This is a genomic window from Acinetobacter sp. GW821-FHT01C12 (genome assembly GCF_059422625.1).
In genome coordinates this window covers 11,903-36,067 of the sequence record NZ_JBWKXD010000015.1, presented here as the reverse complement: position 1 = coordinate 36,067, position 24,165 = coordinate 11,903, and the positions used below count along the sequence as shown (strand labels likewise).

At 37.9% G+C, this 24,165-nt stretch carries 26 protein-coding genes; 12 read left to right on the top strand and 14 right to left on the bottom strand.

The genetic code is table 11. From position 1 onward, the window contains the following. Positions 1 to 131 precede the first annotated feature (131 nt). The 4 genes from AC07WY_RS20430 to AC07WY_RS20415 all read left to right on the top strand — a co-directional run bounded on the left by AC07WY_RS20430 (position 132) and on the right by AC07WY_RS20415 (position 3,697). The gene (locus AC07WY_RS20430) at positions 132 to 947 is read left to right on the top strand and encodes a DMP19 family protein (RefSeq protein WP_494737010.1); all 816 of its coding nucleotides are present in this window, start codon (positions 132 to 134) and stop codon (positions 945 to 947) included. A gap of 77 nt (positions 948 to 1,024) precedes the next feature. Then, positions 1,025 to 1,396, top strand: coding sequence for a hypothetical protein (locus AC07WY_RS20425; RefSeq protein WP_004818679.1), 372 nt, complete (start codon positions 1,025 to 1,027; stop codon positions 1,394 to 1,396). A gap of 623 nt (positions 1,397 to 2,019) precedes the next feature. Then, positions 2,020 to 2,784, top strand: coding sequence for a nucleotidyltransferase domain-containing protein (locus AC07WY_RS20420; RefSeq protein ID WP_096732810.1), 765 nt, complete (start codon positions 2,020 to 2,022; stop codon positions 2,782 to 2,784). 31 nt (positions 2,785 to 2,815) lie between these two features. Next, on the top strand, positions 2,816 to 3,697 hold the full coding sequence (locus AC07WY_RS20415) for a pirin family protein (protein WP_494737009.1): 882 nt from the start codon (positions 2,816 to 2,818) through the stop codon (positions 3,695 to 3,697). 34 nt (positions 3,698 to 3,731) lie between these two features. Here AC07WY_RS20415 and AC07WY_RS20410 read toward each other — a convergent pair whose 3' ends face one another. After that, positions 3,732 to 4,124: a hypothetical protein gene (locus AC07WY_RS20410; protein WP_419305299.1), complete on the bottom strand. Its 393-nt coding sequence runs from the start codon at positions 4,122 to 4,124 to the stop codon at positions 3,732 to 3,734. A gap of 344 nt (positions 4,125 to 4,468) precedes the next feature. Between AC07WY_RS20410 and craA the strand changes: the two genes are divergently transcribed. Beyond that, positions 4,469 to 5,710, top strand: coding sequence for a chloramphenicol efflux MFS transporter CraA (gene craA / locus AC07WY_RS20405; protein WP_494737008.1), 1,242 nt, complete (start codon positions 4,469 to 4,471; stop codon positions 5,708 to 5,710). Between the two features lie 63 nt (positions 5,711 to 5,773). Here the strand turns inward: craA and AC07WY_RS20400 are convergent, their stop codons facing one another. The 3 genes from AC07WY_RS20400 to yccS form a co-directional block, all read right to left on the bottom strand. After that, positions 5,774 to 6,061: a DUF3817 domain-containing protein gene (locus tag AC07WY_RS20400; RefSeq protein ID WP_494737007.1), complete on the bottom strand. Its 288-nt coding sequence runs from the start codon at positions 6,059 to 6,061 to the stop codon at positions 5,774 to 5,776. 162 nt (positions 6,062 to 6,223) lie between these two features. Then, a complete protein-coding gene (locus AC07WY_RS20395) occupies positions 6,224 to 6,778 on the bottom strand; it encodes a hypothetical protein (RefSeq protein ID WP_262084899.1) in 555 nt (184 codons plus the stop codon). A gap of 30 nt (positions 6,779 to 6,808) precedes the next feature. After that, positions 6,809 to 8,959 (bottom strand): YccS family putative transporter, encoded by a 2,151-nt coding sequence (gene yccS / locus AC07WY_RS20390; RefSeq protein WP_494737006.1) that lies wholly within the window; start codon positions 8,957 to 8,959, stop codon positions 6,809 to 6,811. Between the two features lie 184 nt (positions 8,960 to 9,143). On the opposite strand from yccS, the gene AC07WY_RS20385 reads away from it, so the two are divergent. Continuing rightward, on the top strand, positions 9,144 to 10,367 hold the full coding sequence (locus tag AC07WY_RS20385) for a DUF2252 family protein (RefSeq protein ID WP_494737005.1): 1,224 nt from the start codon (positions 9,144 to 9,146) through the stop codon (positions 10,365 to 10,367). Positions 10,368 to 10,478: 111 nt separating this feature from the next. On the opposite strand, the gene sodC is transcribed toward AC07WY_RS20385, so the two are convergent. From sodC to AC07WY_RS20370, 3 genes are all read right to left on the bottom strand, one after another. After that, positions 10,479 to 11,033: a superoxide dismutase [Cu-Zn] SodC gene (gene sodC, locus AC07WY_RS20380; RefSeq protein ID WP_494737004.1), complete on the bottom strand. Its 555-nt coding sequence runs from the start codon at positions 11,031 to 11,033 to the stop codon at positions 10,479 to 10,481. Between the two features lie 276 nt (positions 11,034 to 11,309). Continuing rightward, positions 11,310 to 12,428, bottom strand: coding sequence for an AI-2E family transporter (locus tag AC07WY_RS20375; protein WP_004818697.1), 1,119 nt, complete (start codon positions 12,426 to 12,428; stop codon positions 11,310 to 11,312). A 100-nt stretch (positions 12,429 to 12,528) separates the two neighbouring features. Then, positions 12,529 to 13,173 (bottom strand): division plane positioning ATPase MipZ, encoded by a 645-nt coding sequence (locus AC07WY_RS20370; RefSeq protein ID WP_004718222.1) that lies wholly within the window; start codon positions 13,171 to 13,173, stop codon positions 12,529 to 12,531. Between the two features lie 129 nt (positions 13,174 to 13,302). Here AC07WY_RS20370 and AC07WY_RS20365 point away from each other — a divergent pair, with 129 nt between their 5' ends. Continuing rightward, on the top strand, positions 13,303 to 13,770 hold the full coding sequence (locus AC07WY_RS20365; protein WP_004718219.1) for a Holliday junction resolvase-like protein: 468 nt from the start codon (positions 13,303 to 13,305) through the stop codon (positions 13,768 to 13,770). A 204-nt stretch (positions 13,771 to 13,974) separates the two neighbouring features. Here the strand turns inward: AC07WY_RS20365 and AC07WY_RS20360 are convergent, their stop codons facing one another. Next, positions 13,975 to 14,598 carry a class I SAM-dependent methyltransferase gene (locus AC07WY_RS20360; RefSeq protein ID WP_154129282.1) on the bottom strand — a complete coding sequence of 208 codons (624 nt, stop codon included), beginning with the start codon at positions 14,596 to 14,598 and terminating at the stop codon, positions 13,975 to 13,977. Positions 14,599 to 14,781: 183 nt separating this feature from the next. Between AC07WY_RS20360 and AC07WY_RS20355 the strand changes: the two genes are divergently transcribed. Together AC07WY_RS20355 and AC07WY_RS20350 are read left to right on the top strand one after the other, a co-directional pair. Further along, positions 14,782 to 15,372: a hypothetical protein gene (locus AC07WY_RS20355; RefSeq protein ID WP_234623327.1), complete on the top strand. Its 591-nt coding sequence runs from the start codon at positions 14,782 to 14,784 to the stop codon at positions 15,370 to 15,372. A 79-nt stretch (positions 15,373 to 15,451) separates the two neighbouring features. Then, positions 15,452 to 15,859 carry a protease inhibitor I42 family protein gene (locus AC07WY_RS20350; RefSeq protein ID WP_004718213.1) on the top strand — a complete coding sequence of 136 codons (408 nt, stop codon included), beginning with the start codon at positions 15,452 to 15,454 and terminating at the stop codon, positions 15,857 to 15,859. A gap of 94 nt (positions 15,860 to 15,953) precedes the next feature. Here the strand turns inward: AC07WY_RS20350 and AC07WY_RS20345 are convergent, their stop codons facing one another. Together AC07WY_RS20345 and AC07WY_RS20340 are read right to left on the bottom strand one after the other, a co-directional pair. Beyond that, positions 15,954 to 16,511: a hypothetical protein gene (locus tag AC07WY_RS20345; protein ID WP_004818703.1), complete on the bottom strand. Its 558-nt coding sequence runs from the start codon at positions 16,509 to 16,511 to the stop codon at positions 15,954 to 15,956. Between the two features lie 29 nt (positions 16,512 to 16,540). Then, positions 16,541 to 17,317: a class I SAM-dependent methyltransferase gene (locus AC07WY_RS20340; protein WP_234623326.1), complete on the bottom strand. Its 777-nt coding sequence runs from the start codon at positions 17,315 to 17,317 to the stop codon at positions 16,541 to 16,543. Positions 17,318 to 17,406: 89 nt separating this feature from the next. Here AC07WY_RS20340 and AC07WY_RS20335 point away from each other — a divergent pair, with 89 nt between their 5' ends. Beyond that, on the top strand, positions 17,407 to 18,696 hold the full coding sequence (locus AC07WY_RS20335) for a hypothetical protein (protein ID WP_262084910.1): 1,290 nt from the start codon (positions 17,407 to 17,409) through the stop codon (positions 18,694 to 18,696). A 77-nt stretch (positions 18,697 to 18,773) separates the two neighbouring features. Here AC07WY_RS20335 and AC07WY_RS20330 read toward each other — a convergent pair whose 3' ends face one another. Both AC07WY_RS20330 and AC07WY_RS20325 read right to left on the bottom strand, forming a co-directional pair. Continuing rightward, a complete protein-coding gene (locus tag AC07WY_RS20330; RefSeq protein WP_494737003.1) occupies positions 18,774 to 19,217 on the bottom strand; it encodes a hypothetical protein in 444 nt (147 codons plus the stop codon). A gap of 121 nt (positions 19,218 to 19,338) precedes the next feature. Continuing rightward, complete coding sequence (locus tag AC07WY_RS20325; RefSeq protein WP_494737002.1) at positions 19,339 to 20,442, bottom strand: fatty acid desaturase; 1,104 nt, start codon at positions 20,440 to 20,442, stop codon at positions 19,339 to 19,341. An 83-nt stretch (positions 20,443 to 20,525) separates the two neighbouring features. Between AC07WY_RS20325 and AC07WY_RS20320 the strand changes: the two genes are divergently transcribed. Together AC07WY_RS20320 and AC07WY_RS20315 are read left to right on the top strand one after the other, a co-directional pair. Further along, entirely contained in the window at positions 20,526 to 21,224 is a 699-nt protein-coding gene (locus AC07WY_RS20320) for a TetR/AcrR family transcriptional regulator (protein WP_004818708.1), read from the top strand. Between the two features lie 35 nt (positions 21,225 to 21,259). Beyond that, positions 21,260 to 22,216 (top strand): 2-hydroxyacid dehydrogenase, encoded by a 957-nt coding sequence (locus tag AC07WY_RS20315; protein ID WP_494737001.1) that lies wholly within the window; start codon positions 21,260 to 21,262, stop codon positions 22,214 to 22,216. A gap of 153 nt (positions 22,217 to 22,369) precedes the next feature. Here AC07WY_RS20315 and AC07WY_RS20310 read toward each other — a convergent pair whose 3' ends face one another. Both AC07WY_RS20310 and AC07WY_RS20305 read right to left on the bottom strand, forming a co-directional pair. Continuing rightward, positions 22,370 to 23,023 (bottom strand): hypothetical protein, encoded by a 654-nt coding sequence (locus AC07WY_RS20310; RefSeq protein WP_494737000.1) that lies wholly within the window; start codon positions 23,021 to 23,023, stop codon positions 22,370 to 22,372. 205 nt (positions 23,024 to 23,228) lie between these two features. Further along, positions 23,229 to 23,942: a hypothetical protein gene (locus AC07WY_RS20305; protein WP_105714013.1), complete on the bottom strand. Its 714-nt coding sequence runs from the start codon at positions 23,940 to 23,942 to the stop codon at positions 23,229 to 23,231. Between the last annotated feature and the right edge of the window lie 223 nt (positions 23,943 to 24,165).

The window sequence follows — 24,165 nt, the reverse complement described above, 5'->3', positions numbered from 1 at the left end:
ACAAGCGCTTCGAAAGAAGCGCTTTTTTATTGCCGAACAAAAGATAAAATAAAGTTACATGCTGGTCGCCATTTATTGCTGAAAATTTGTTATGTTGGTTGCGCTTAAATATTGATAAGAAACTGAAAACTATGCTCATTGATAACATTTTAATTTCTAAACAAAGTTTAGACAGTGATGATCACTATGATGTGATTATGTCCAATATTGATAGCTTAAATGGCTTATTTGAACATTATGTCGAATATGATGATGTATCCGCAGAGGCTTTATACAGTTATTTTGTCGATTACTATCTTGCTCAAGTGAATAATGGTGGTTTTTCACAATTCGTTTATAACACGGGTTGGGATGCGTTCATGGTGAAACATGTTCGTGAAGGATTAAAAGCTATGAATGCGAATGCGCATTCTGCTCTCTTTGAGCAAAGTGCGGATTTAATTGATCAGTTTTCGGATGAGCAATTAGAACAGTTCTTAGAGGGTGAATACTTTGGTGAAAATGAGCAACGAGATATTCTCAATGCTTTTGATGACCAGTTTTATGCATTGAATGATAGTGAAGATTTGATTGAAATAAATAGTCGATGGTTAAAGCAACATCCAAAGTTACAGGTTGTCGATGAAGATCAGATTTTGGTGATTGTAGAGCAGGTTGCAGCCAAAATTCCAAATTTAGAACAACGTAAACAGCAAGCAGCTGAAAACAGCCCACGTTATTTTAAAATTATTCAAGCTTTATGCCTGCAAGCAGGCCAGGAGCTAGATCGTATTACCATTGGTGATCCATCACATGAGTATAATGGGCAAGAGATCGTTGCTTGGCATTTCCTAACCGATGTAGGGCATTTTTATATGCTGGACCTAGGTGATCAAGCCTTGATGTTTGATGAAAATGATCAACAAATCATAGCGCTCGATGTTAGCCATATTGTAGATGAGTCATAAAGACACAGTTTTTAAATAGTGTACGTTTAAAAAGCATAGCATCATTAGGCTATGCTTTTAGTTTTAGGGTGATCAGAATGAATCGTTTGAGTTTAATTTCAGTATTTTGTTTAGTGACTTTGTCTGGCTGTGCAACAACACAAAATTTAATGAATAAAGTGGGTGGTTCAGAGACACCATTAAGTCAGGTTTTAAATGAACGTCCTGATTTACGCAAGGATCTCGCGACTGTTGAGTTGCGTCAGTATTTTAATAGTGTGGAATCACCCACTGTCGCAGAAGTGAAGTTGACTGAAACAGGTTTGATGGATGATTCAGTGCGCTCAATTCGTAGTGTGTATAGCTTTAAAAATATTGATGGTCAGTGGAAACGTATAGATATGCAAAAGGAATATCAGTGTTACCGTGGTAAGAACACCAAGACCTTCCAAAAGGCAAAATGTCCTTGATAATTTTTTGATTTATGCTTAAAAAATAGATAGAAATGCTGGATAAAAACGTATCAGACTTGGTACGTTTTTTATTTGGGAAATCACAATAAATGAATATTTTAATTGTGGGTAATGGTTTTGATCTTTCGCATTTTTGACTGATATAAGAAGTTGAATATATAAAATATATAGTCAAACCACCTCATTATTCATACAAGTGATTTCCATCAAGTCATTAATCATAAATAAAGCTTATTTTTTTGTATGAACTCTTAGAAACTGTTGGTTATCAATTCATCTTTTTATCTCTGAAAAGTGAGGCATCGCCTACGCAAAGGTATTTAAACTTTGAATGTAAGGTGCGGCATTGCAAGCTTTTTATAATCAAACAATTTATTTTTTACATGTAATTGATTTAATTAAAAGTATTAATTAATAGAAATTCTATTCTTATGTCTGAGCTTTTGACAGGTTGGCTATAAAGCAAATTATGCTGGTAAGTATCATGATGAATTAAAGCGAATATTGATAAAGGTTTTGAATTAAAAACAAAGGGAAGAAAACCTTGGATTCAAAGAAAATTTAAAAAGCACTGAAATTGATGATATAAAACTTATAGATTTACCCAAAATGTGAACACAATGAACATCCAACAAGAAATTCAACACTTATTCCAAAACCGAGATGAACATCCACTGTTTTATATCGAAAGCGGTAGTCGTTTATGGGGCATGGCAAGTCCAGACAGCGATTACGATGTACGTGGTTTCCATCTACCCTCCAAGGCACAATATTACGATTATCGCCAACACCGTGATTTAATCGAGATCATGGATGGCGACTTTGACTTCGTTTCATTCGACTTAAATAAAATGTTTGGGCTTTTGGCAAAAAGTAATCCGACTGTTTTAGAGTGGGTACGTGCACATATAGTCTATTTTAATCAATTTCCTGAATGGGAAAAATTTAGAGATGGCTTACTTGAACGAATAGACTATAAAGCTCTGTATTATCATTACTTGTCATTGGCGAAAGGCGGTATGCATGTCATGCAAACCGCAGATAACTTTACCTATAAAAAAGTGTTTTATTCTATTCGTGGTCTGATGTCAGCAGAACTAGCAACACAGCAAATTATGCCTGAACTCCTGATTACGCAATTGTTTGATCAAATCGATGCTCATGATCCCTTACGGCATTGGGCAGAAGATTATTTAGAAATCAAAAAGCAGCAGAAAGAAAAAGCGCAATTACCTGTCGCGGAACAAGCGCAAATCTTACAACTGTTAGAAAATAAAATTGAGGCCTTAAATCTAAGAGCGATTGAACCGACCAATGATATTGAAAAATTAAAGCAATATCTCACCGAATATAGCTTTAATTTAAAACAACATTTTTATGGCTAAGGCTTTTACTCAATCAGAGAATAGTGACACTATGAAAACCCTTGCCTTTATTCATCGTAATGACACCCGCTTTGCGATAGGGGATTTTTATCCTGTACTTTCTGTATTTTCACACTATGAATTAGGCAATACCGTCTCTCCCTTTCTGTTATTGGATCATTTAGGACCTGGTGTTTTAAAACCGACCAATCTACGCAAAGGGGTGAGTGAGCATCCTCATCGTGGTTTTGAAACGGTTACCCTGATTTTTGCTGGTGAATTAGAACATCGTGACTCATCGGGTGGTGGTGGTATTGTTTCAGCGGGTGATGTGCAATGGATGACCGCAGCTTCAGGTGTGGAACACAAAGAGGTCTTTAGTGAGGCATTTTCAAAAACGGGTGGCTATTTTGAAATGGTACAACTGTGGGTGAATTTGCCTGCCAAAGATAAAATGAATCCACCACGTTACCAAAGTTTGCGAAAAGCCAATATTCCAGTGATTGAACTCCCGAATAGTGCTGGAACGGTACGGGTGATTGCTGGGAACTACCAAGGGCAATACGGACCAGCAAAAACGCATTCGCCACTTCAAGTTTTGGATATTGAAATCCAAGCAGGCCATAAGATCAGATTGCCTGCAGGCGTAGGAGAAACCACACTGATCTATTTACGAACGGGTAAGGCTCAGTTTCAAGCTGAAGATGAGATATTTGAAGAGCAAGGGCTTGCTGTGATGTCGAGTTTGGAACAAGACTTTGAAATAACGGCATTGCAACAGTGTAAATTGTTGCTGCTTACAGGCAAACCACTTCAAGAGCCAATCAATGGGCATGGGCCATTCGTCATGAACAACTACGCAGAAATTCTTGAAGCATATGACGATATTAAACGTGGCACATTTATCAAATCAACAGTGCGCGATGATGAATAAAGCAAACTGTGAGAATTACAATTTGCTTTGATAATTAATTTATCGATTGAGGTTTGTTTTTGAGTGTAATCAAGCCTTTGATTAGCAATGCAATCCCGATACCCACACATAATCCCATTAGGAACTTGCCAAATATACCCAAGCCCAATTCTTTATGGTTGGCTGAGCTAATCGCTTTCGCCGTATCTTCAGCCGAGGCGGTTGCATTGGCTTGACTATCCATCAATGCCACAAAGCCTGTATCTGTTTTACAGCTTCCTATGATAGTGCTTGAGTTTTCAGCATATTTATTTTGAACCAATTGTTCACATCGTGCCTGATCTTCAGCGCTAATTTTAGGTGCAGAACTGATAAAATAAAGTCCTCCACCCACCAACAATAAAATCACGCCAATAATGATCAGCGATATTGGATTTTTATTTTTCATTTAAATTATTTATATCCGCTTATACAGCATTTAGAGTAGCTTAAGAATAATAAATGTTCAACTTTCACTGAAAATTTGTCTGTGTTAGACTAGTAAAACTTAACCCTGTGTGTACCTCTGTGAGCTTTCTCATAGATTGGGTTAAGTTATAAATCTCACAAATATAGTTTCAGCAATTACTTTACCTATTGAATTAGACACCTTGTGAATACGGTGTTGAACTGCCTTTATTCAACGTAAATTCCACAATTTAATATTTATATTTCAGTGCTTGTCATTGGGCGAACGCTTATCTTTAAAAAGTAGTGTGAGCGATGCAAGCCAATAAAGATATGTAGAAAATAATGCAAAATTTAGTGCAAAAAGAACAAACTGCAAGTTTGAGTCGCGCTACGCTTATGTTTCCGTTGGCGTTGGTGTTATTTGAATTTTCAGTTTATATCGGTAATGATTTGGTTCAGCCCGCGATGCTCGCAATCACCAAAGAATTTGGTGTGAGTAGTGCATGGGCACCATCATCTATGTCATTTTATCTTCTCGGCGGGGCATGCGTCGCAGGGATACTCGGACCTTTGTCTGACCGATTAGGACGTAAGAAAGTTTTATTGTCAGGTGTTGCATTCTTTGTCATCACCTGTTTATTAATTTTACTCACCCACAATATTGAAAGTTTTCTTGTTTTAAGATTCTTGCAAGGTTTTGGTTTATCTGTGATCGCAGCAGTGGGTTATGCCGCGATTCAAGAAACCTTTGAAGAGCGTGATGCGATTAAAGTCATGGCACTGATGGCAAATATTTCTTTGCTTGCCCCTTTGATTGGCCCTGTTGTCGGCGCATTCCTGATTGATCATGTGTCATGGCACTGGGGATTTATTGCGATTGCCTTTTTAGCTTTTCTGAGTTGGTTTGGTCTAAAAGCCAAGATGCCAGCACGTACAAGCAGTATTCCCAAAAAACCGTTGAGTTATATTTGGGATGATTATATGCAAGTCTTGAAAAATAAGACGTTTATGGGCATGACCTTCGGCTTGCCGATGGTGGCGATGCCTTTGATGCTATGGATCGCATTGTCTCCAGTGATGTTGGTTGAAGAACTGGGGCTCAGCAGTATGCAATATGGTCTGGCGCAATTCCCTGTATTGGGTGGATTGATTCTAGGTAATATTGTGTTGATTAAAGTGATTGATCGTTTGCCACTGGGTAAAACAGTTTTAATTGGTTTACCTTTGATGCTGTTAGGTACCGCAATTGTGGTGGTCGGGATCATTTGGCGCGAATATTTTCTTCATTGCGTTATTTTAGGCATGACCTTGGTCAGCTTTGGTGAAGGAATTAGTTTTTCAGTGCTTTATCGTTTTGCGTTAATGTCATCTGAAGTTTCTAAAGGCACTGTCGCTGCTGCTGTTTCAGTGTTGATGATGTTCACGTTCTTCTTTGTGATTGAACTGATTCGAATTCTGTATGAGCATTTCCATCTCTGGGCTTATGCGTTGTCGTGTTTTGCGTTAATTGCTTTGTGGTTCACTATTCCACGTGGATTATTAAAAACAATTATGCAGCAACGTAAAGTAAATGGTGAGTTTTAAGCTCACTTGAGTTTCCCTCTCCTTGTAAAAGGGGAGGGAGCTTTGCTTCTTAAATAAAACAGGTTAAGGCTGTTGCAATGCTTTTAATTTATGATCAAAAACAAAAGGCCCAAAAGGTAAAATTGAAGCAATTAAACCTAAAATAAACATGTGAATGGACCACTTCTGTTTTCCACAGACAATCAATAACACTGCAAGAAAAGCAAGAAATAACACGCCATGTCCCATGCCAATATATTTCACATAAATAGGCGTATCCCAAATATATTTCAAAGGCATCGCAATAAAGAGAAGAAGGAGAAAGGAAATGCCTTCAAGAAAACCAACAATACGTAAAGATTTGATATTCATGGTCACTTAGTCAAATGAGAATGAAGCTTGAGTCTAACCGAATTATCTAAACGATTTGAAAAAAATAGTAAATAAAATCGATTCATTTAAATAGATTGAAGATCGTTCTGGAGAATAAGCTTTTAGTCTCCAGACCAGATATAGCTCAATATTTAAGATCGATTATTGTAATGCTTTGATTGCTGCATCCTGCTGTTGCTGTTCAAACTCAGTGATATAAACACACCCGATATAGGTTTTATGTTCACCTTGATCTACAACGGGATTCGATTCAGCCAAAGTCAGTTTACGCACAGATTTTTCGGTTTCTTTGGTCTCAAGATCTGTTTTTACAACTTTCTCTCCTGAAAAATACGGCATATCTTTAAAGAAAGGGTTTTGCGTGATTTGAAACTTTTTAGCGAGGTCTTTGGTATTCGCATGTTTTAAAACAGCCAACATTCCACCAGAAACCAAACTGATTTGATCTGTAGTTTGACCGAATACCGTAATCGGGACTTTACTGACATAGCTATATTCTTCACCTTGTTTGATCCAGCCATTCTTTTTCAGATCATCCTCAAATTCAAAACCTAAATCATAATAATTTTTCAGTGTCTTTTTACACTCTAAAAATTGCTGTAAGTCTTGATTAAATTGAGAATCTGCAAAAGTACTGGGCGCAGCACTGATGGTCAATGCAGAGAATAAAAACGTTAGGCAATGTCTAAGTTTCATGTGAAGCCTCTAAATGTCTAGTCATTCTTGCTATTTAATTTCTAATCGAAGTAAGGTTGTTTTTAGTTTTAACAACTCAGGTAAGGTTTCCAATAATAAACTGATTTGTTTAAGTACCAAAAGTAAATTATCTGACAAATTTTCTTGATCACTGATGTGCTGAATTTCAGTGAGCTTTGTTTCAATTAAGGCTTCATTTACAGCGATTTGGTTAAGCAAAACATCAGTTAAAGTATGTTTGCACCATAACATCAAATCTAAAATCTGCTGATCATGTACATGTTCACGATGGCTACCTAAAGCTGAAACATAACTGAGCTGGCTATGGCTATAGACCAAGTATCGAAAGGCATTGTGAATTAAATCCGGATTTGGATTAGGTTCAGCACTTAAACTGGAAATCATCGTGGATAATTCAATCTGTGCATTATGTGCTGCTCGGCGTGCTTTACGATAATCAATACTGTTGGTGCGGCCTTGTTGATATTGTTCAACAACCGCATCGAAATAGTCTAAGGTTGCTTTACTGCTTTTTCGGATATTGTTGGAAATATCACGGAAGTTCCAGTCTGGCCAAATAAAACTGACCGCAAACCATGCGATTAAACATCCCAAGAGGGTGTCGATAATGCGCGGTAAAATAATGGCATAGCCTGCGCCTTTTAAATTAAAGATCAACAAGACCATAAGCGTTGCCATTAAAGTCGCCATGGCATATTTTTTTGAGCGTAAGTAGAAAAAGTACACCCCAAAAATAATAGTGAGGAGCAATTGGCCTTCAATACTGGGGACAAAGTATAAAATCGGAATACCCAAAAGTACCCCTAATACAGTGCCTAGCGTGCGCAGTTTTAAACGGCTTTTGGTGGCAAAATAACTAATCTGGCATACAAATAAACTGGTAAGTAAAATCCAATAGCCGTTTTTGGCAAAGGGCAATAGCGAAATGGCATAGCCCACAGCAAACACAAACGCGATACGCACGGCATGGCGAAATAATGCAGAATTTGGGGTTAAATGTTGTTTAATCTTGAGCCAAAGGTCTGGTAGATCATGGATATCATCATCCAATAAATTGAGATTATCTCGATGTTGGCTATAACTTTGTTGATAATTACGTTGTTCAATACTCAGATTAACAAATTGATCTTGCACATTTTTCAGATTGTTTAATACCAACAGTAAATTTTTTACTTCTAAATTATGTGGATTGTGTTGAATCCATTCCTGCATTGAGTTTTCTAAATGGGCTAAAGCAATATTGTTGTCTGTCTGCGTTTGAAATATTTGGCGCTTTAAAATTGCCTCGGCAAGTTGCTGGCAATTGCGCGCCTGCAAACGTACATTTTTCTGAATACGATAAATTAAATCTGTGCGGCTAAAGTTCTGGTGAATCTTTTCATAGTGCAAATAATTAGACGTAACTTGTTCATGAATATCTTGGGCCAGAAAATATAAATTAAGCCAGTAAATGGTGTTTTTATTGGCACGAGAGGCTTTTAATCGGGTCAGTAATGAGGCTTTGGTTTGGTTTAAGTTTTGTACCAACTGACTGTTTTGCAAAGAAAGATCATATAAAAGTTGCTCAACATTGTCGACATTATCAGGATCAAACAGTTTTGCTTTTGACATCAACAGCTCAGAAAGAAGATTAAAGCTATTGGATAAGTTGTCTTGTACAGCCTGTGTCGGTTTCAGTAGATAGAAAATGATAGAGGTCAAGCCATACCACAATGTGCCCATGACAAAATAACTGGGCTGTTGATACCACTCAGTATATTCACCTAAGCCAAACATGGTATAGATTGACAAGAGCACGGTACCAAATGAAATGGTGGCATAGCGTTGCCCCAATGCCCCCATTAAGATAAAAACTGCGCTGGACAGAGATAAGTAAATTAAAAATAAAAGTTTATAGGGATGTAAAAAATCTAAAATACTACTGACAGTAAAAAACAGCACACAAACCAAGCCAAGATTTCTTAAACGAATACTCAGTCGGTCATCAAAATCTGTGAGTGCTGTTGCAATTGCACCAAGCGTAATTGGAACAATGAGCTGTTCATAACCTAGAAAATACAGTCCAAGCGTTGTTCCAGTTAAAACAATCAAAATCTGTAGGCAATAAATCAAAGTTGAATTTGATTTTATATTTTGAAAGATTTGCTGATAACTATTCACAGTGTCAATTCAGTGGCTTGGGCGTTTCAATATTTTACTCGTTTCTGAAAAGGCGACACGATTTATTGCATATAGAAATGTAAAAAATAAACGGTAATATTCAACATTTTGTATACAGTTTAATCCTTACTTAAATGCTTAAAAAAACTCAGAATAAGCGATCAAATACTTAAAAATAGTAAAAATGTCAAACCAGCAAAACACTGAAATAAAACAACCTCGTTATCGAAATGCTGAATTAACAGAACGTCGTAATTTAAAAATGGCGGGTTCGATCCATGCCTATGTACGTGGCAATACGGCCAAATATTATGATTGGTTGAAGCAAGCTGAAATAAGTTCGATCCCACAGGGGCCAGCGATTTGGATTTGTGGAGATTGTCATACTGGGAATTTGGGTCCTGTTGCCAATGCTGAGGGTAAAATTGATATTGAAATTCGCGACCTAGATCAAACTGTGATTGGTAATCCTGCCAATGATGTTATCCGTTTAGGGTTATCCTTAGCCACAGCTGTACGTAGTTCAGATTTGCCTGGTGTGGTCACCGCGCAGATGATTGAAGCGTTGTATGCTGGTTATGTGCATGCTTTAGCACACAATGGTCGAGGGATTGATAAATTACAGCGACCAGTACTTGTGCATAGTGCGATGCAAAAAGCACTGAAGCGAACCTGGAAAAATTTAGCAAGAGAGCGTTTAGAAGGTCTAACGCCAGAAATAACCTTGGGTAAGAAATTTTGGCCCTTATTGAAAAAAGAACATCTCGAAATTCATCGTGTTTTTAATCAGCCTGATATTCAAGACTTGGTCACAATGATTGGTCAGCGTGATCAATCCGCTCAATTGAAAGTCATCGATTCAGCATATTGGATTAAAGGGTGCAGTTCTTTAGGCTTATTGCGCTATATCGTACTGATGGATTCATCGAATCATATTGTTAGAGATGGAAAAGGCCTGTGTTTAATGGATCTGAAAGAAGCCACAACAGCACTTGCACCACGTTATTCAAATACACCAATGCCAAAAGACAATGCGGCAAGAATTGTTGAAGGCGCAAGACATTTATCGCCATTTTTAGGTGAGCGGATGCGAGCAAGTAAGTTTTTAGATACTTCGGTTTTTATTCGAGAGTTATTGCCACAAGATTTAAAACTCGAAATAGAAGGGGTCAATGAAGTTGAGGCCAAAGACTTAGCTTTCTATTTGGCTTTTGTGGTTGGTCGGGCACATGCTCGGCAAATGGATGATGCAGTACGCAATGCTTGGGTAAAAGAGCTAAAACGCAATCAATCTAAAACCATTGATGCGCCATTTTGGCTATGGCGTAGTATTGTTGAATTGATGAGTGTACATGAGGCTGGTTATTTGGAGCATTGCCGCCGTTATGCGCTTTCGCATCTAAAATAAACACGATGTGGATAAGCGCATACTTATCCACAATTTGGGTCTGTTGAAAATTCGTCTATGTCTACGGCAACAAACCATTTATGAAAGGCCTACAGCCCCTAATGATTTAAATTATTGAATCACACCACAGGCAATACGATCTCCACCGCCACCCAGTGGTTTTGGATGGTCTGAATAATTATCGCCACCGGCATGAATCATAATGGCTAAGCCTTGAATATCAGCCAGTTTTAGACGTGGTGCAATTAAGGTTGTTTTAGCATTTCCATTTGAATCTACATTAAGTACAGGTAAATCGCCCATATGTCCATCATTGGGGGTACCATGTCCAGTTTTCTGTGGATTGAAATGACCACCCGCAGCTAAAGCAGCGCCCATTTTACCGTCTTTTTCAGCAGGGGCACATGAGCCTTTTTCATGAATATGGAAACCATGATAACCAGAAGGTAATTGGCTAAGTTGGGTGTTGATGGTTAAACCATTTGGAGAATCTTGCAAGCTCACTGTACCAATTTTTGCACCAATGCCTTGTGCAGAGACCGCATGCATATCCACTGTTTGTAGTGGTGTTTTAAACTTAGGTTTGACCGTTGTTGTACTACATGCCGCTGTAAAAAGTGCGATACATGTACAAAGTATAGAAGTTTTAAAGAAAGTAGATGTCATCGAACGCATCCAAAGTATTTGATTATGATTAGTCACTATTCAAACAAAGCAAGGCCTGATAAACAATGTGAATTAAATGTCTGATTGTATGAATTTATTTAACAGTATATTTGATTGGCATTGATTATGCTGACTAAAAATAAATAAACAAAATAATCACGCAGAATATCTGTGATATATAGATCGCTATACAAGGTATATTCGCCAATTAAAGCTTATTGGCGAATATACGATTGACTCATATTGAAATTTTAATTGTCACTTGCCTGAATTGGGCTAAGGTTTTGTTGGTTGATCATCATCAATGTCATAGGCCATCGTGGCATCTGGCATTAGGATTTCTGGCTCAGTGGTTTCATGTAACCACTCACGCCAAATGGCCAAGAGAATTGCAAGAATGACAGGGCCAATAAACAGTCCAACCAGTCCAAAGCTCGCTAATCCACCAAGTACACCAAACATGATCAACAAGAACGGAATCTTGGTTGCACCTGAAATAACCAAAGGTCGAATCACATTATCAGCAGTACTGACAATACAAACACCCCAAGCCATTACACCGATTGCTTCCATGGTTTGACCTTGTGAAAACAGCCATAATGAAACTGCACCATAAGCAACTGGAGGGCCAAATGGAATCAGTGCCATCAAGAAAGTCACAATGGTGAGTACCATTGGATTTGGAACACCAGCAACAAAATAACTTACACCAGCAAGAAATGCTTGAGCAACCGCAGTTAAACCAACACCATAAACCACAGCACGAGTCGTTTCAGAAATGGTGTCAAGATAATGGTGAATACGTGGGCCAATTAACATTTGTAAGGCTTTACTGACTTGCTCCAAAATGGTTTGACCATCTCGATAGAAGAAGAATAAAGACATGATTGCAAAACCTAGCTTAACCAGATTTTTGGTAATTTCATTCAAGACGAATTTACCATAGTTCATATGGCCTTGAATCCATAGACCAATGGTTTGCGAAAGGCTGGTAGGATCAGCATTAATTTCACGTACAGTACGGCTGACTTCTTTGCCAATGATGGGGAGTTCACGGATAAAGTCTGGAACAGTCAAATGACCTGAAGATAATTGGCGTTGTAGGTCGAAATAAAGATTTCGTCCTTCATGTTGTAAAATAAAAATGGCAAAAGTCAGTGGAATTCCAACCACCAAAACCACCAGCGTAATCATGAGTGATGCACTGAGGGTTGGTCGATTCGAACCAAACATTCTTAATATGCGTTTGTACATTGGCCAAGTCATATAGGCAATAATACATGCCCATAACACAGGTACAATGAAGTATTTGAGAATATCGTAACCTAGAAAAATAAGGATAAACAATAATCCAAACAATAAGATACGTTGTAAGTTCGAAGTGAAATCTTGCACGAATTACTCTAAAAATTGTGAGTGATTGACTCAATATTAACTGAAAAATAAAGTGTGGCAAATTTTAACCCTACTTTATCTGATCTTTCTTGAATTGGTTTTAGAACCAATCGCTTGGATCGTCTATTAAAGCATCAAGTAAGGGTTGCCATTGTTCTTGAATGGTTAAAAAGTTCTTTTGGGTTTTATCAAAAACATTTAGACCTTGCATCGCCAATTGGCTATAGGCAGTACGTTCAGATATCCATGCAACAGGTTTTTGTTCGATTTTATCAAAGAATTGCTGAATATCTTTCGAGCTTGAGCTGTTGGCTTTCATTCGATTGGCAACCAGATATACAGAAACTTTACCTTTACGAATTTTTTTAATGTCTTGGATGTGTTTAAGGAAACGTCGGGTACTGTCGATATCAAAAAAAGAGGGTTGTAACGGAGTGACTACAGCATGGCACTCACTAATCAGTTGTTCAGCATGTTCACCAGTTAAAGCACCTGGTGCATCAATCACTAAATAATCTAAGTTTTTAGGTGCATCTCCAATTGATTTTTCATGACGCCAATCCAGACTTTGAATTGTTGCTGCAGTGTCAGGACGTTGCTTTAACCATTGCAGTGCAGATTTTTGTCCATCTGCATCAGCCAAGGCCACTTTATAGCCTTTTTGTGCAAGCGCCGTCGCTAATGTTATTGCCGTAATCGTTTTCCCACAACCGCCTTTCAAATTTGCAACAAGTATTGTTTTCATGATTGATCAATTAAGTCTGTAAGCTAACCTTCACCTTACTTTAGCATTAATTTTTAGCATATAGGTTATACATGACAAAACTTTAGTAGTTGTTTACATTGTGCAAGATATCGAGTTAAAGGAAAAAGCATGTCCATCTGGATGGCGATGTTAATTGGTGCATGTATTGGCATCGTTTTAACCACAATCGTGTTATCAAGTACGCGTAATGGCAAAATCAAAGCAGAGTATGAACAGTATATTGCTGAGTTGGAATTAGAGCATCAGCAGGCTTTAGCAAGCGCACAAAAGCGTAGTGTAAATACCAGTCGTGCTGTGCTGAAAGGCAAAATGGCGGAACAACTTGCACCAATCATGCCTGAGTTTCGTTATTTACCCAGTGATGCCAAGTTTTTAGGTGATCCTATTGATTATGTCGTGTTTGATGGCTATACCGATTTTCGAGATGGTGAAGGTTTGGCTGAAGATATTGAAGTGGTGTTGATTGATATTAAGAGTGGTGGGGCACGTTTGACCAAAGGGCAACAAGCGATTGCCCAAGCAATTCAAGACGGACGAGTCCGCTTTGAAACGATTCGGATTGATTTTGAAGATTAGAAGGTTGAAGTGTTGTTGCATCGGGTGTGTAGATTTTTAGCCTAAATCAAAAACCAAGGTCCTTTTCGACTTTGCTTTAGATCAAGTGAAAAGGACACTGTTTTTAAATTGTGGGTGAAAGTCGAAACGATCTTGTTTTAAACGGGGATTGAGTGAGGTTAAAATTTCTCTATCAAATTTTCTATTCTATTCAATGGCGCAAGCTTAAAGCTTGTGTGCTCTGGCCATAAACATACGTCGTCCAATTTTTGGCAGATCCTCAGCATCAAAATAATATTTTTCAGAAAACTTAAAATTGGCGTTTAAAAGTTCAAGTTCGATATTACGGTTTAAGTGACATCCATCAGCAATAACTTTTTGTATAGGCGTTAAAATATCTTGCAATTTTTTTAAGGTGTTATTGTCATGATATTGAACGTGTTCAATTAGATGCAGTGTCCCTTGAGGTTTTAAAACGCGATAAATTTCTTGAATGGCTTTGTCTAAATTGGCAATGCTACACATGGTCCATGTACTGACGATATTTTCGACTGAATGATCTGCAAAAGGCAGCTTTTCTGCGCTGGCTTGAATATGTTGTACATGAAAGGGCGCATCAAATACCCGTTTTTGAGCAAGTTGATAGACATCTCGGTTTGGCTCAAGCGCATACACTTGATCAACCTCTTGGTAAAATGGCAGGTTTAAACCCGTACCAAAACCGATTTCTAAGACTTCACCTCGAACTTTTCCAAGTAATTCTGCACGTCCATCCATCATGCTGGGTGTTTGCATCACTTGATTGAGCAAATGCGGGAAAATACGTTGTTGGTAAAATTTATAAATCATCATTGTATGCAATTATAGGAATATAAGCTAAATTCTAACCAAAGCCTGCTTTGAATATAAGACAAAAATAGGACGAAATCTCTGTATTTTGTTACCGAAACTCGATTTTTATTTTAAGTTTTTATATTAATACTAGGATTATAGATTTTGTACAATTTTTAAGTGTGGTTTGAGGAGCATGATATGAATAAAAAGTTAATCTGTGCAGCGTTGATGGCACTGAGTGCTTTTCAGGTCTATGCCTTTCAATCTACTGATTCTTCTAAAGTTTCAAAAGCCAACCCAGCATTTAATATTGCCAATGGTTTAGCACCAATCGACCAACATCAGAAAATTTCCGTTTTGGAACCTTTTCATGGTGAATTTCGGATCCTCGGTTCAAAAGAATATAAGGATGATGAGCAAGCAAAATTTTCTCCAATTGATTATGCGGTAACTCGCGGTTTATTTACTGAGCCTGAAATTGCCCGTCAGATTTCGATCAATCAATATGATCGTTTCTTAAATTGGAAAATGGCTCGACCACCAATTCCTGCTCAATTGGCAACTCAATTGGTCAGTAATATGCATATTATTCCCGCTAATCCTGAAATTGCTCAACAAATCAAACAGGTAAAGCGTGGTGATTTAGTTCGTTTAACTGGTGATTTGGTTCAAGTGAATGATAAAGATTTGGTGTGGAAATCAGCTTTGGATTGGAATGGTGTTGGTGATGGAGCGTGTAAACTGATTCGGGTGAATTCTATTCAGTGGTTGGAAAAGCAAAATATCTAAATTCAAATTGAGCCACATCAGAGAAGATGATAAGGTTTGCTATAATTTTAGCCAGTTTGAATCATAAAGAGTGTGATAAATGAAAGGTTTAGTGGGTTTTACTTTGTTGGTTTGCAGTTTGGGCTTAGTCGCTTGTCAAAGTTCAAGTCCTACAGTGGAAGGTAAAACACATGAGTATACATTGAAACAAAAGTGCCCAACTTTGATGGATATGAAAGTAGGTGAAGTGCTTGTATTCAATGCACCTGAAAACCCAAGCACAGGTTATCAATGGCAGTTATTACAACCACTTAAAATATTTAAAACTGAAGAAACCTATTTGCAAAATGATAATGAAGAGGGAGCAGTGGGTGTCGGTGGCACCAAGACTTTCCGTTTTAAAGCTGAAAAACCAGGACAAGATTATATTGAATTGGTGCATGTTCGTTCATGGGAATCTTCAAAACAACCTGATCAACAATGGCGTTGTCGTATTCGGGTTTCTTAGGATTTCACTTTAATTGTACTGGTTTAAACATGATTAGCGATTCTTCTCTTGTGCCATTTGATCTGGCACAAGAGAAGATTAAAGCATTAGTTTTTTATTTTTTATCGGTCAATTGTTTCCAGTGATCAAGTTGCTCATCAGCGCTTAACATTTCTCCCATACCTTTGACTGCATCACTTGGATTTTTCAGTTCACCATCTGCAGATTGTTTTTTCTCATCATAGACTTTGGCTTGATTTTCCCAATATTGATAGCGTAACCCTTGAATATAGCGTCCTTGTTCGGTTTTTAGATCCAGTTGTTTAAGCATATTCAGCGCAGATTCAATGCCATCACGTTTGAGCTGACGATCTATTTCTTCGGTAAGAGTGCCATCTGTTGCACGTTTTTTTAGGTCAGCTTCTAAAGCATTATTATTTTCGGTAAATTTCTGATCATATTCTTCAAGTAATGCGATATCGTGAGCATCATCGGGTGTACTTGGAAAGCTTTTAATCGGTTTGGTTTTCAATTGATCCATGATCTCTTGAGAGGCATCTTTAGGTTCAGATGAATTGTTTTGCTGTGGGCTATCTTTAGGAGAACATGCTGCCATGAAAACGACGGATGTAAGTAAACCTGAAAGGAGTAAAGGGCGAAGTATTAAATTCATGATAAACATTCCTCATTAAAGCGTTTCGATTAGCGCAGTTTCCTAAAGTTATAAACATAGGTGACATAAGGGAAGTCTATTTCATCTTGCGCATGTTTACCCGTATATTCCAAGACAATATGTTCGAATTTGTGTTTCAGCGTGAGTTGCTGTTGTTCTGGCATCGCTGCAATAAAACTGGTGGATAACAAGCGTTTGCTGACCACGTTTTCCACGGTTCCAGTTTGTACTTGTGAAAAAACTTTGGCTGTTTCAAGCTGGAATAAAAATTGATTTTCAAACGCCAATTTCCATTGCCCACTATGGTAACGTGGTGTGTCTCCTTCGATCGTCGCGAGCAGATCTGCCAATGCTTTAACCCAGTCTATCGTCTCATCGCGCTGGTTCCAGATCAAACCAAGATGGCCCTCAGGTTTTAAAATGTGGTGAATTTCATTCAAGGTTTCAATATTGGCAAACCAGTGAAATGACTGCGCGCACAAAACAGCATCAATACTTTCAGATTCTAACGGAATTTGATCACTCTTTGCTTGAAGCGTTTGTACATCAGGATGTACTATTTTCAATTGTTCCAACATTTCTGTGACGGGCTCGACAGCAATAATATTGGGCGTTGCTTGTTTGAGGTAAGGGAGAAATTTTCCAGTACCTGCACCTAAGTCAACAACGCTTGAATCTGGGCCTAGGGCTAAATCTTCTTTTAACCATTTGACCACGTCTTGTGGATAATTGGGTCTGACTTGTTGATAAAGTTCAGCAGCAGTACTGAAGCCTTTTTGAGCAGCAGGATGTAGGGAATGTGTCATATTTTGCGCTTTTTTATCTGACTAGACTCTATAAAATATGACACTTGAAGCAATCAATAGGCAAGTGCCTATTTATTTAATTTCAGCCAATGATAGAGCTAGTGCTCGGTGTGCGAATGGATAAGCAAATAATTTTTGAAGATGATCATATTAGAGCAATCTATTTACAAGGCGATTCTGACACTTTAGTCCTGTCATTTGGTGACTTGATTTCTAGAGCTAAAGGACTTTCCATCAATGCTGAAAAGTCTTTGATGAAATATAACTATGCCGTGGTCGGGATTATGCCAAAACAGAAGTCTTGGTTTCCTGCCTCAAGCATGGCTGCATTGTTAGAGCACTTAGATCCCATTTTAAAACAATTTAAAAATATCGTGGGTTATGGCGGTTCGATGGGTGGCTATGCGGCAATCAAATATGCCAAAGCTTTAAAAATGAATCGTGTTGTTGCCATGGTTCCGCAATATTCTATCGACCCTTTAGAGGTTGAGGACAAGCGTTATACAGATTTCTATGATGCTGAATTAAATGTGGATATGCGTATTCAGGCACAAGATATCGTTGCAGACTGTGAATACATCATTGTTTATGACCCTTATTTTGAAAATGATAAAGAACATTATTTAAAAATTAAGCCATTGATCCCTCAATTGCATACGTTACATTTACCGTATACTGGTCATGATGCGATTGCAGTTTTAGCCAACTCTGCGTTACTACATGATTTTATTGAACGTGAATACGATCAAACTTATTTTTATAAGCAGATTCGTGAAGTAAAGAAAAACAGCAAATTTTATTATCGAAGTGTGATTGCTCACTTATTGGGGACACATAACGAGGCTTTGGGTAAAATTCTAAAAGGTACAGATATCCAACTGGATAGTACTTTCTTTGATGCCAGTTTAAAGCAGACCATTACGCGTATTTTATTGACCAATAAACGAGTAGATGAGCAAGATTTGCAGAAACTGGGTATTCAAGTCAATTTTGCTTTTGAAGATAAAACGCAGCTACAAGACAGTTTTGGCAATATTTTAGTATTTAACGTGATCACGCAAAAGCTAGAAAGCTATGATCAACAAGTGATTGATGTGAATGGAAAATACATTATTCCATTGCATGTTGAAAACAATGGTTTGGCACAAGTCGAGATCAAAAAGCAGACCTATTTGATTTGTATGAATGATCGCCGTGTGACCAAATTATTTAAGCAAGATGAAGCTTTGTCTTTGGATATGAATCCAATTGTGATTAAAAAAACCACTGACTTTTATGTGTTGACCTATAAAAACTTTTATATGAGTTGCGATATTCAAGGTTTGGTGAGTTTTGATGATGAAAGCTTAAATGAGTTTTGCCACTTTAAGGTTGCTTAAAGTCAGCGGTTGAGCTGAAACACCATTTGGTGTCTAACGATTTCACATTTGAGCTATTTAAATAGACAGATATGGCTTTAGTTACATTGCTTTAAATAGGCGATTGGAAATAAAGCGGTATATTTTTTAAATTCATTTTGAACGTCTAAATCACTGACTTTATAGACTTCGCTGGAATGTTGATAAACATCAGTCACTGCTGCCAGAGAACCTTCTTCACCGTCTTTATAATGATAACGGAAGGTTTTTTGCGTGGCATGGAGCAGTTTTTGCTTCATGGGTGGTTGATGAAGGAAGGTATAATTAAACACACGATTTTCCATTTCCAAATAATATCGAGCTTGAATACGGCAACCCTGATTTAATTTAATCAGTTTAAATTCATTTCCCTCAGAACTTCTAAACTCAGCTTCGTCTAAGTTATTTATTGATTGTAAAACATATGCTTTTGCATAGACTGGCGAATATAAGCTAAAACCAAGCAGAGCGAGCATAAGTGACGAATAAGCTGTCCAATTCATTGTAAGGTCTTTTTGTTGATTGTTTAACTCACTATAAGGCGTAATCAGGTGTTTTAAAATATAAAAGATCTATGCTAGAGGTCTCTATCAACTCATAAGACGAAGATACCAGTTATCAAGTTTAGAACCTACGATTCGCTCGTTTAAACGTCCCAAAGTCATTAAAACGGACCCCATTTTCTTGCATCACTGGATAGCAGTCTTGAGCAATGGCTTGACGAATATAAAATGGATCACGTACAACAAAATGGTGAATGGCATGTGTGCCAGCAAAATTAAAACAAAAGGCCTGTAAAGGTTTCATCCGCCAATCTGTCCAAACCTGACATTGCTGAACGATATTGCCATCTTCAACATCGCCATAATAATGCATATTGGAACTGGTAAAATGTAGACTTAAGGTGCGTAAGAAGTTTGGTGCTGCAATGCTAACGGCATAAAACTTTGTAGTTTTGTCTGCAAGTCTCCATAAGCTATTTTTAGGTTGCGCTATGCCTGTGGCTTTCATTGCCAATTTGGCAACATTGATCAATAAGAAACCATGCCATAGGGCATAATGAATATGTCCAAAGGGTGCATAACTCGCAGAAAGCTTTGCTTTTAATTTGAGTTTATCGGCTTGGGATAAATGCTTCTGCGCATGAATATAACGTTTAGTGGTTTTCATCATGGTGATAGGGCGTAAATAGATTGCCAGCATATTGTCACCAGTCATCAGCAAGCGTTTTAAGCCCCATTGATCACCATTGTTAATCCCACGTTCTTCTAAATCTGTTTTGGTACCCGATGATTTGTGATGATGTAAATGTACCTCGCGACGTATCCATGGATTTACGGTACTTGGGCGAAATGCATAAACAGCTGCCAACATAGCATCATTGATTTTTTTGTTTTTACGGTAATACATTTGGTGAATAAGATCATGCTCTAGTTCGTGTAAGAGAGACATCCAAAATGCAGAAAGCGGAATTGCCACGTACCAAGGCATTTTCCCACGAGTGTATTGTGTTATATTGAAAATAATCCCTGTTACAGCTGTTACAAGGATGGCTAGGCCAATTTGGTCTTGGTGCTGAACCAGCCAAGGATGACGTTCACGTAATTGATTTCCAGCTTCCATAATTGCTTTACGAATTCGGTGGCTACGTTGTTCATCTTCTGGATCAGCAAAAAGTTTAGTTTTGCTTTGTATGGACATTTGTACATCGGAAAGGGGTAAATTCATTTTCGGTTTCCTCTATATTTTTGTAGTACGACAAGGAAGTTTTTTAAAACCAACATTTGTTGGTTTTTATGAGAGATTATCTGATGATTAAAATAACGTCAACGTCAGTTTTAAAAAAAATGACGAAAAAGGTGAGCCAACCAAAACAAGAACGTTCCCAAAAAAGAATGGATAAGATGCTGGCAACCACGCAAGAGTTACTGTTATCCATTGGAATTGAAAAGATTTCGATTCCTGAAATTGCCAATGCATCTGGCGTTCCGCGGACCAGTATTTATCAGTTCTTTCCGACGAAATACGATATTTTCCGTCATATTGCACTGACGCATTTAAATGATTTAGTCAAACAACTCGGACAGGCTGCTGTTCGAGTGTTGACGGAAAATCCAAATGCAGCCATAGAAGTATACGGACAGCTACTCTCTGAAAGTATGATTCGTACCACAGCCAAATATTTTAATGAATCTGAAACAGCAAGCTTGTTGATTTTAAGTGGACCTTTTACCCGGCAAGCTTATTTGGAATACCAAATAGAATTAAAAAAGGTCAGTCATGGTGTCCGAAAAGCACTGGAAATGATTAACGTCGATGAATATGTACCACAGGAGCCTGATACATTGACGATTTTAATGGAATTGGTTTTTACTTGTATGAAGCATGGCTATTACAACGAAAGCTATATTTCTGAAGCCATTATTCAAGAGGCCTACCGTATGACCAATGCATACTTATTGGCTTTAAAGAATAATTCTTTTGGTTTCCCAGAAGCATCTGCTTCATAAGTGTAAAACTGGCTCTTTATCATTAAGGAAAAGCAATGAAAGCTGTATTTTTAGATTATGAATCTTTAGATAAACAAGATTTGGATTTTAGTCAGTTAAGTGCAGCTTTTGATGACTTAATACTTTATCCATCGACCACAGCAGAACAAGTTCTAGCGCGGATTCAAGATGTAGACGTGGTGATCAGCAATAAAGTGATTGTGAATGCTGAGGCGATGGAACAATGTAAAAATTTAAAATTGATTTTGATTTCGGCCACGGGGACCAACAATATTGATTTAGATTTTGCGCTATCAAAAGGTATTGTGGTGTGTAATTGTCAGGGCTATGGCACATCTGCAGTTGCCCAACATACACTGACGTTAATGTTGGCATTAGCAACATCTTTACTTAAATATGAGTATGCAGTTAAACAAGGCGAATGGAACAAGTCGCCAATTTTTTGCTTACTGGATTTTCCAATAGTTGAATTATCTGGGAAAACCCTTGGCATCATTGGTTATGGGGAGCTTGGCCAAGCGGTTGCCAAGTTGGCAGAAGCTTTTGGAATGAAAATTTTGGTCGCATCATTACCTAATAGACCAACGCATAAGGATCGGACACCTTTTGTCGAGTTGCTTACTCAAGTCGATTTTCTTTCTCTGCATTGTCCTCTAACAGATGAAACACGTGATTTAATTGATAGCCAAGCATTTGATAAAATGAAAAAATCTGCATTTTTAATCAATTGTGCCCGCGGTGGTATCGTTAATGAACAGGCTTTGGCCGATGCATTAAGACAAGGCAAAATTGCAGGTGCGGCAACAGATGTGCTTTCTATTGAACCACCGACACAAGGTAATGTTTTACTTGCACAAGATATTCCAAACCTGATTATTACACCGCATAGCGCGTGGGGCAGTGTAGATGCACGTCAACGTATTGTGAATCAAATGCTTGAAAATGTTGAGGCATTTAAGCAGGGTAAAGCGATTCGTCAGGTGAATGGCTAAAGAGCTGAGTGAAAAAGCACAATGAAAAAAGCTGCAATTAAAAAGGCATATTTAAAAAAACACCGTTAAATAGCTATATTCGTTTTATTGCTATCACCTTGAGCATAGGTAGCGCAAGCTGTGGAGATCGACGGATTAAGTGTGTTTAGCTGCTTATCTTGGTACACCAACCTCATCATCTGTTGAGCTTTGCGTATTGGTTGAGTTGGTGTCTTTTGAGCCTGTGGTATTGGCGTTGACATCATGCTCTTGGTTCTCGATTGGTAATGACTGTTTTTTAATTTCAGGTTCTTCTTGCGCATTGTTGGGTAATTGATTTTGAACTGCGGGTTGAACAGGTTGTGTGGTGATCGGCGTATTTTGAACGTTTGCTGTAGTTGCAGCAGTTACAGCATTCGCCGTATTGGGTGTGGTCGAAGATTGGCTTAAGCTGCCTTGTTCAATCGGAACATTTAAATTGGTTTTACCCATCACTCGATCTTTGGTTTGCTCAACCTTTTTTACAGCAGTATCGATGCCTTGGCGAGTACTATCACGAGCCTCAGTGGCTTTTTCAGTAGTATATTTTTTTGTATTTTCAATGGTTTCATCCAAAGACGGTTTAATTTTTTGAATCCCTTTTTCGGTCGCATCACCTACTTTTTCAGCGGTATTCTGTACAGCTTCACCGGTCTTATGTGCCAATACTTTAAAAATATTTGGATTATCACCATATGGCTGGGTTTGATTTTGAGTATTGGTTTGCGCATAGAGTGATGGTGTTGCAAGTATTGCAGTGATCACACATAGACTTTTGATCATCTTCATGATGTTTTGATCCCTTTATGATGATTGTAACGATTCGCTCAGTGCTGAATGGGATTATCATACTGTTTTATTTAGATAAAAAGTAAAATGGAAAGAAAAATCCTACAGCAAGAAAACATATGTATACATTGCATATCAAATTACTGGCAGATGTATAAGAAAAGCTCACCTAAGTGAGCTTTTCTTGATTGGCGATAAATTTAAATTATTTTGTAGCAACTTTGGCATCTGTAGATACTGCTACTTTAGCGCTACCTACTGGTGTTTTCACATGGGTTTGTGAATTTACTTTTGCACCTGTATTTGCTGGTTTTGGTTTAACTAAATCTTTGGTTTTTTGCCAAGTTTTACTTGTTGCTGATTTAGTTTTGTCTTTCACTTTAACAGCAGCTTCTTTGGTGTTATGACCCGCCTCAGAACTTAGCTTCTTGGTATTTTCCCACGCACCTTTCGTTGCGACTTTACCTTTGTCTATGCCTGTTTCCACACCAGTCCCGACTTTATCAGCAGCATGTTTAGTGCCGTCCCATGCGTCTTTAGATACATCACGGGTTTTATCGACACCTTTTTCAACACCCGTACCGACTTTATCAGCAACATTTTTAGTGCCATCCCATGCATCTTTAGACACATCACGGGTTTTATCGACACCTTTTTCGAGACCTGTACCTACTTTAGCAGCAGTATTCTTAGTGCCATCCCAAGCGTCTTTAGACACCTCACGGGTTTTATCAACACCTTTTTCGAGACCATTACCTACTTTATCTGCTGTGTTATGGATACCTTGACCAATGTTGCTAAGAATACCTCCATTGGTTCCGACTTCAGCAGAAGCATTTGCACTTACATCTGTATTGGCAAAAAGAGGAGAGCTGGCAAGAAGTGCTGTGGCGATCACTGTTGTTTTAAGCATTTTCATAATTAGTTTTATCCTGTACCTGAATGAGTTCAAGTTTGAGTGTTGCCTATATTAATGTGAAATATGTATAAAAATAGCCTTTGAGATAAAACAGCAACAGCTTATCTACAGAGTTTTAACAATAGTGTAAGAATTGTGAATGAATGTTACGAATAGACGTGTTTGGAAGACTTGGGCATTTTTATTTTTTAAATTCTGATGCTTATAAGAATATCAGAATGAT

Coding starts and splice junctions, on each gene's coding strand:
- AC07WY_RS20305 (WP_105714013.1), bottom strand. CDS start 23,942: ATGAAAATGCTTAAAACAACAGTGATCGCCACAGCACTTCTTGCCAGC.
- sodC (WP_494737004.1), bottom strand. CDS start 11,033: ATGACATCTACTTTCTTTAAAACTTCTATACTTTGTACATGTATCGCA.
- AC07WY_RS20325 (WP_494737002.1), bottom strand. CDS start 20,442: ATGAATTTACCCCTTTCCGATGTACAAATGTCCATACAAAGCAAAACT.
- AC07WY_RS20330 (WP_494737003.1), bottom strand. CDS start 19,217: ATGAATTGGACAGCTTATTCGTCACTTATGCTCGCTCTGCTTGGTTTT.
- AC07WY_RS20340 (WP_234623326.1), bottom strand. CDS start 17,317: ATGACACATTCCCTACATCCTGCTGCTCAAAAAGGCTTCAGTACTGCT.
- AC07WY_RS20370 (WP_004718222.1), bottom strand. CDS start 13,173: ATGAAAACAATACTTGTTGCAAATTTGAAAGGCGGTTGTGGGAAAACG.
- AC07WY_RS20385 (WP_494737005.1), top strand. CDS start 9,144: ATGTCAAACCAGCAAAACACTGAAATAAAACAACCTCGTTATCGAAAT.
- AC07WY_RS20350 (WP_004718213.1), top strand. CDS start 15,452: ATGAAAGGTTTAGTGGGTTTTACTTTGTTGGTTTGCAGTTTGGGCTTA.
- AC07WY_RS20345 (WP_004818703.1), bottom strand. CDS start 16,511: ATGAATTTAATACTTCGCCCTTTACTCCTTTCAGGTTTACTTACATCC.
- AC07WY_RS20335 (WP_262084910.1), top strand. CDS start 17,407: ATGATAGAGCTAGTGCTCGGTGTGCGAATGGATAAGCAAATAATTTTT.
- AC07WY_RS20415 (WP_494737009.1), top strand. CDS start 2,816: ATGAAAACCCTTGCCTTTATTCATCGTAATGACACCCGCTTTGCGATA.
- AC07WY_RS20425 (WP_004818679.1), top strand. CDS start 1,025: ATGAATCGTTTGAGTTTAATTTCAGTATTTTGTTTAGTGACTTTGTCT.
- AC07WY_RS20420 (WP_096732810.1), top strand. CDS start 2,020: ATGAACATCCAACAAGAAATTCAACACTTATTCCAAAACCGAGATGAA.
- AC07WY_RS20310 (WP_494737000.1), bottom strand. CDS start 23,023: ATGAAGATGATCAAAAGTCTATGTGTGATCACTGCAATACTTGCAACA.
- AC07WY_RS20360 (WP_154129282.1), bottom strand. CDS start 14,598: ATGATTTATAAATTTTACCAACAACGTATTTTCCCGCATTTGCTCAAT.
- AC07WY_RS20430 (WP_494737010.1), top strand. CDS start 132: ATGCTCATTGATAACATTTTAATTTCTAAACAAAGTTTAGACAGTGAT.
- AC07WY_RS20355 (WP_234623327.1), top strand. CDS start 14,782: ATGAATAAAAAGTTAATCTGTGCAGCGTTGATGGCACTGAGTGCTTTT.
- craA (WP_494737008.1), top strand. CDS start 4,469: ATGCAAAATTTAGTGCAAAAAGAACAAACTGCAAGTTTGAGTCGCGCT.
- AC07WY_RS20320 (WP_004818708.1), top strand. CDS start 20,526: ATGATTAAAATAACGTCAACGTCAGTTTTAAAAAAAATGACGAAAAAG.
- AC07WY_RS20395 (WP_262084899.1), bottom strand. CDS start 6,778: ATGAAACTTAGACATTGCCTAACGTTTTTATTCTCTGCATTGACCATC.
- AC07WY_RS20400 (WP_494737007.1), bottom strand. CDS start 6,061: ATGAATATCAAATCTTTACGTATTGTTGGTTTTCTTGAAGGCATTTCC.
- AC07WY_RS20410 (WP_419305299.1), bottom strand. CDS start 4,124: ATGAAAAATAAAAATCCAATATCGCTGATCATTATTGGCGTGATTTTA.
- AC07WY_RS20365 (WP_004718219.1), top strand. CDS start 13,303: ATGTCCATCTGGATGGCGATGTTAATTGGTGCATGTATTGGCATCGTT.
- AC07WY_RS20315 (WP_494737001.1), top strand. CDS start 21,260: ATGAAAGCTGTATTTTTAGATTATGAATCTTTAGATAAACAAGATTTG.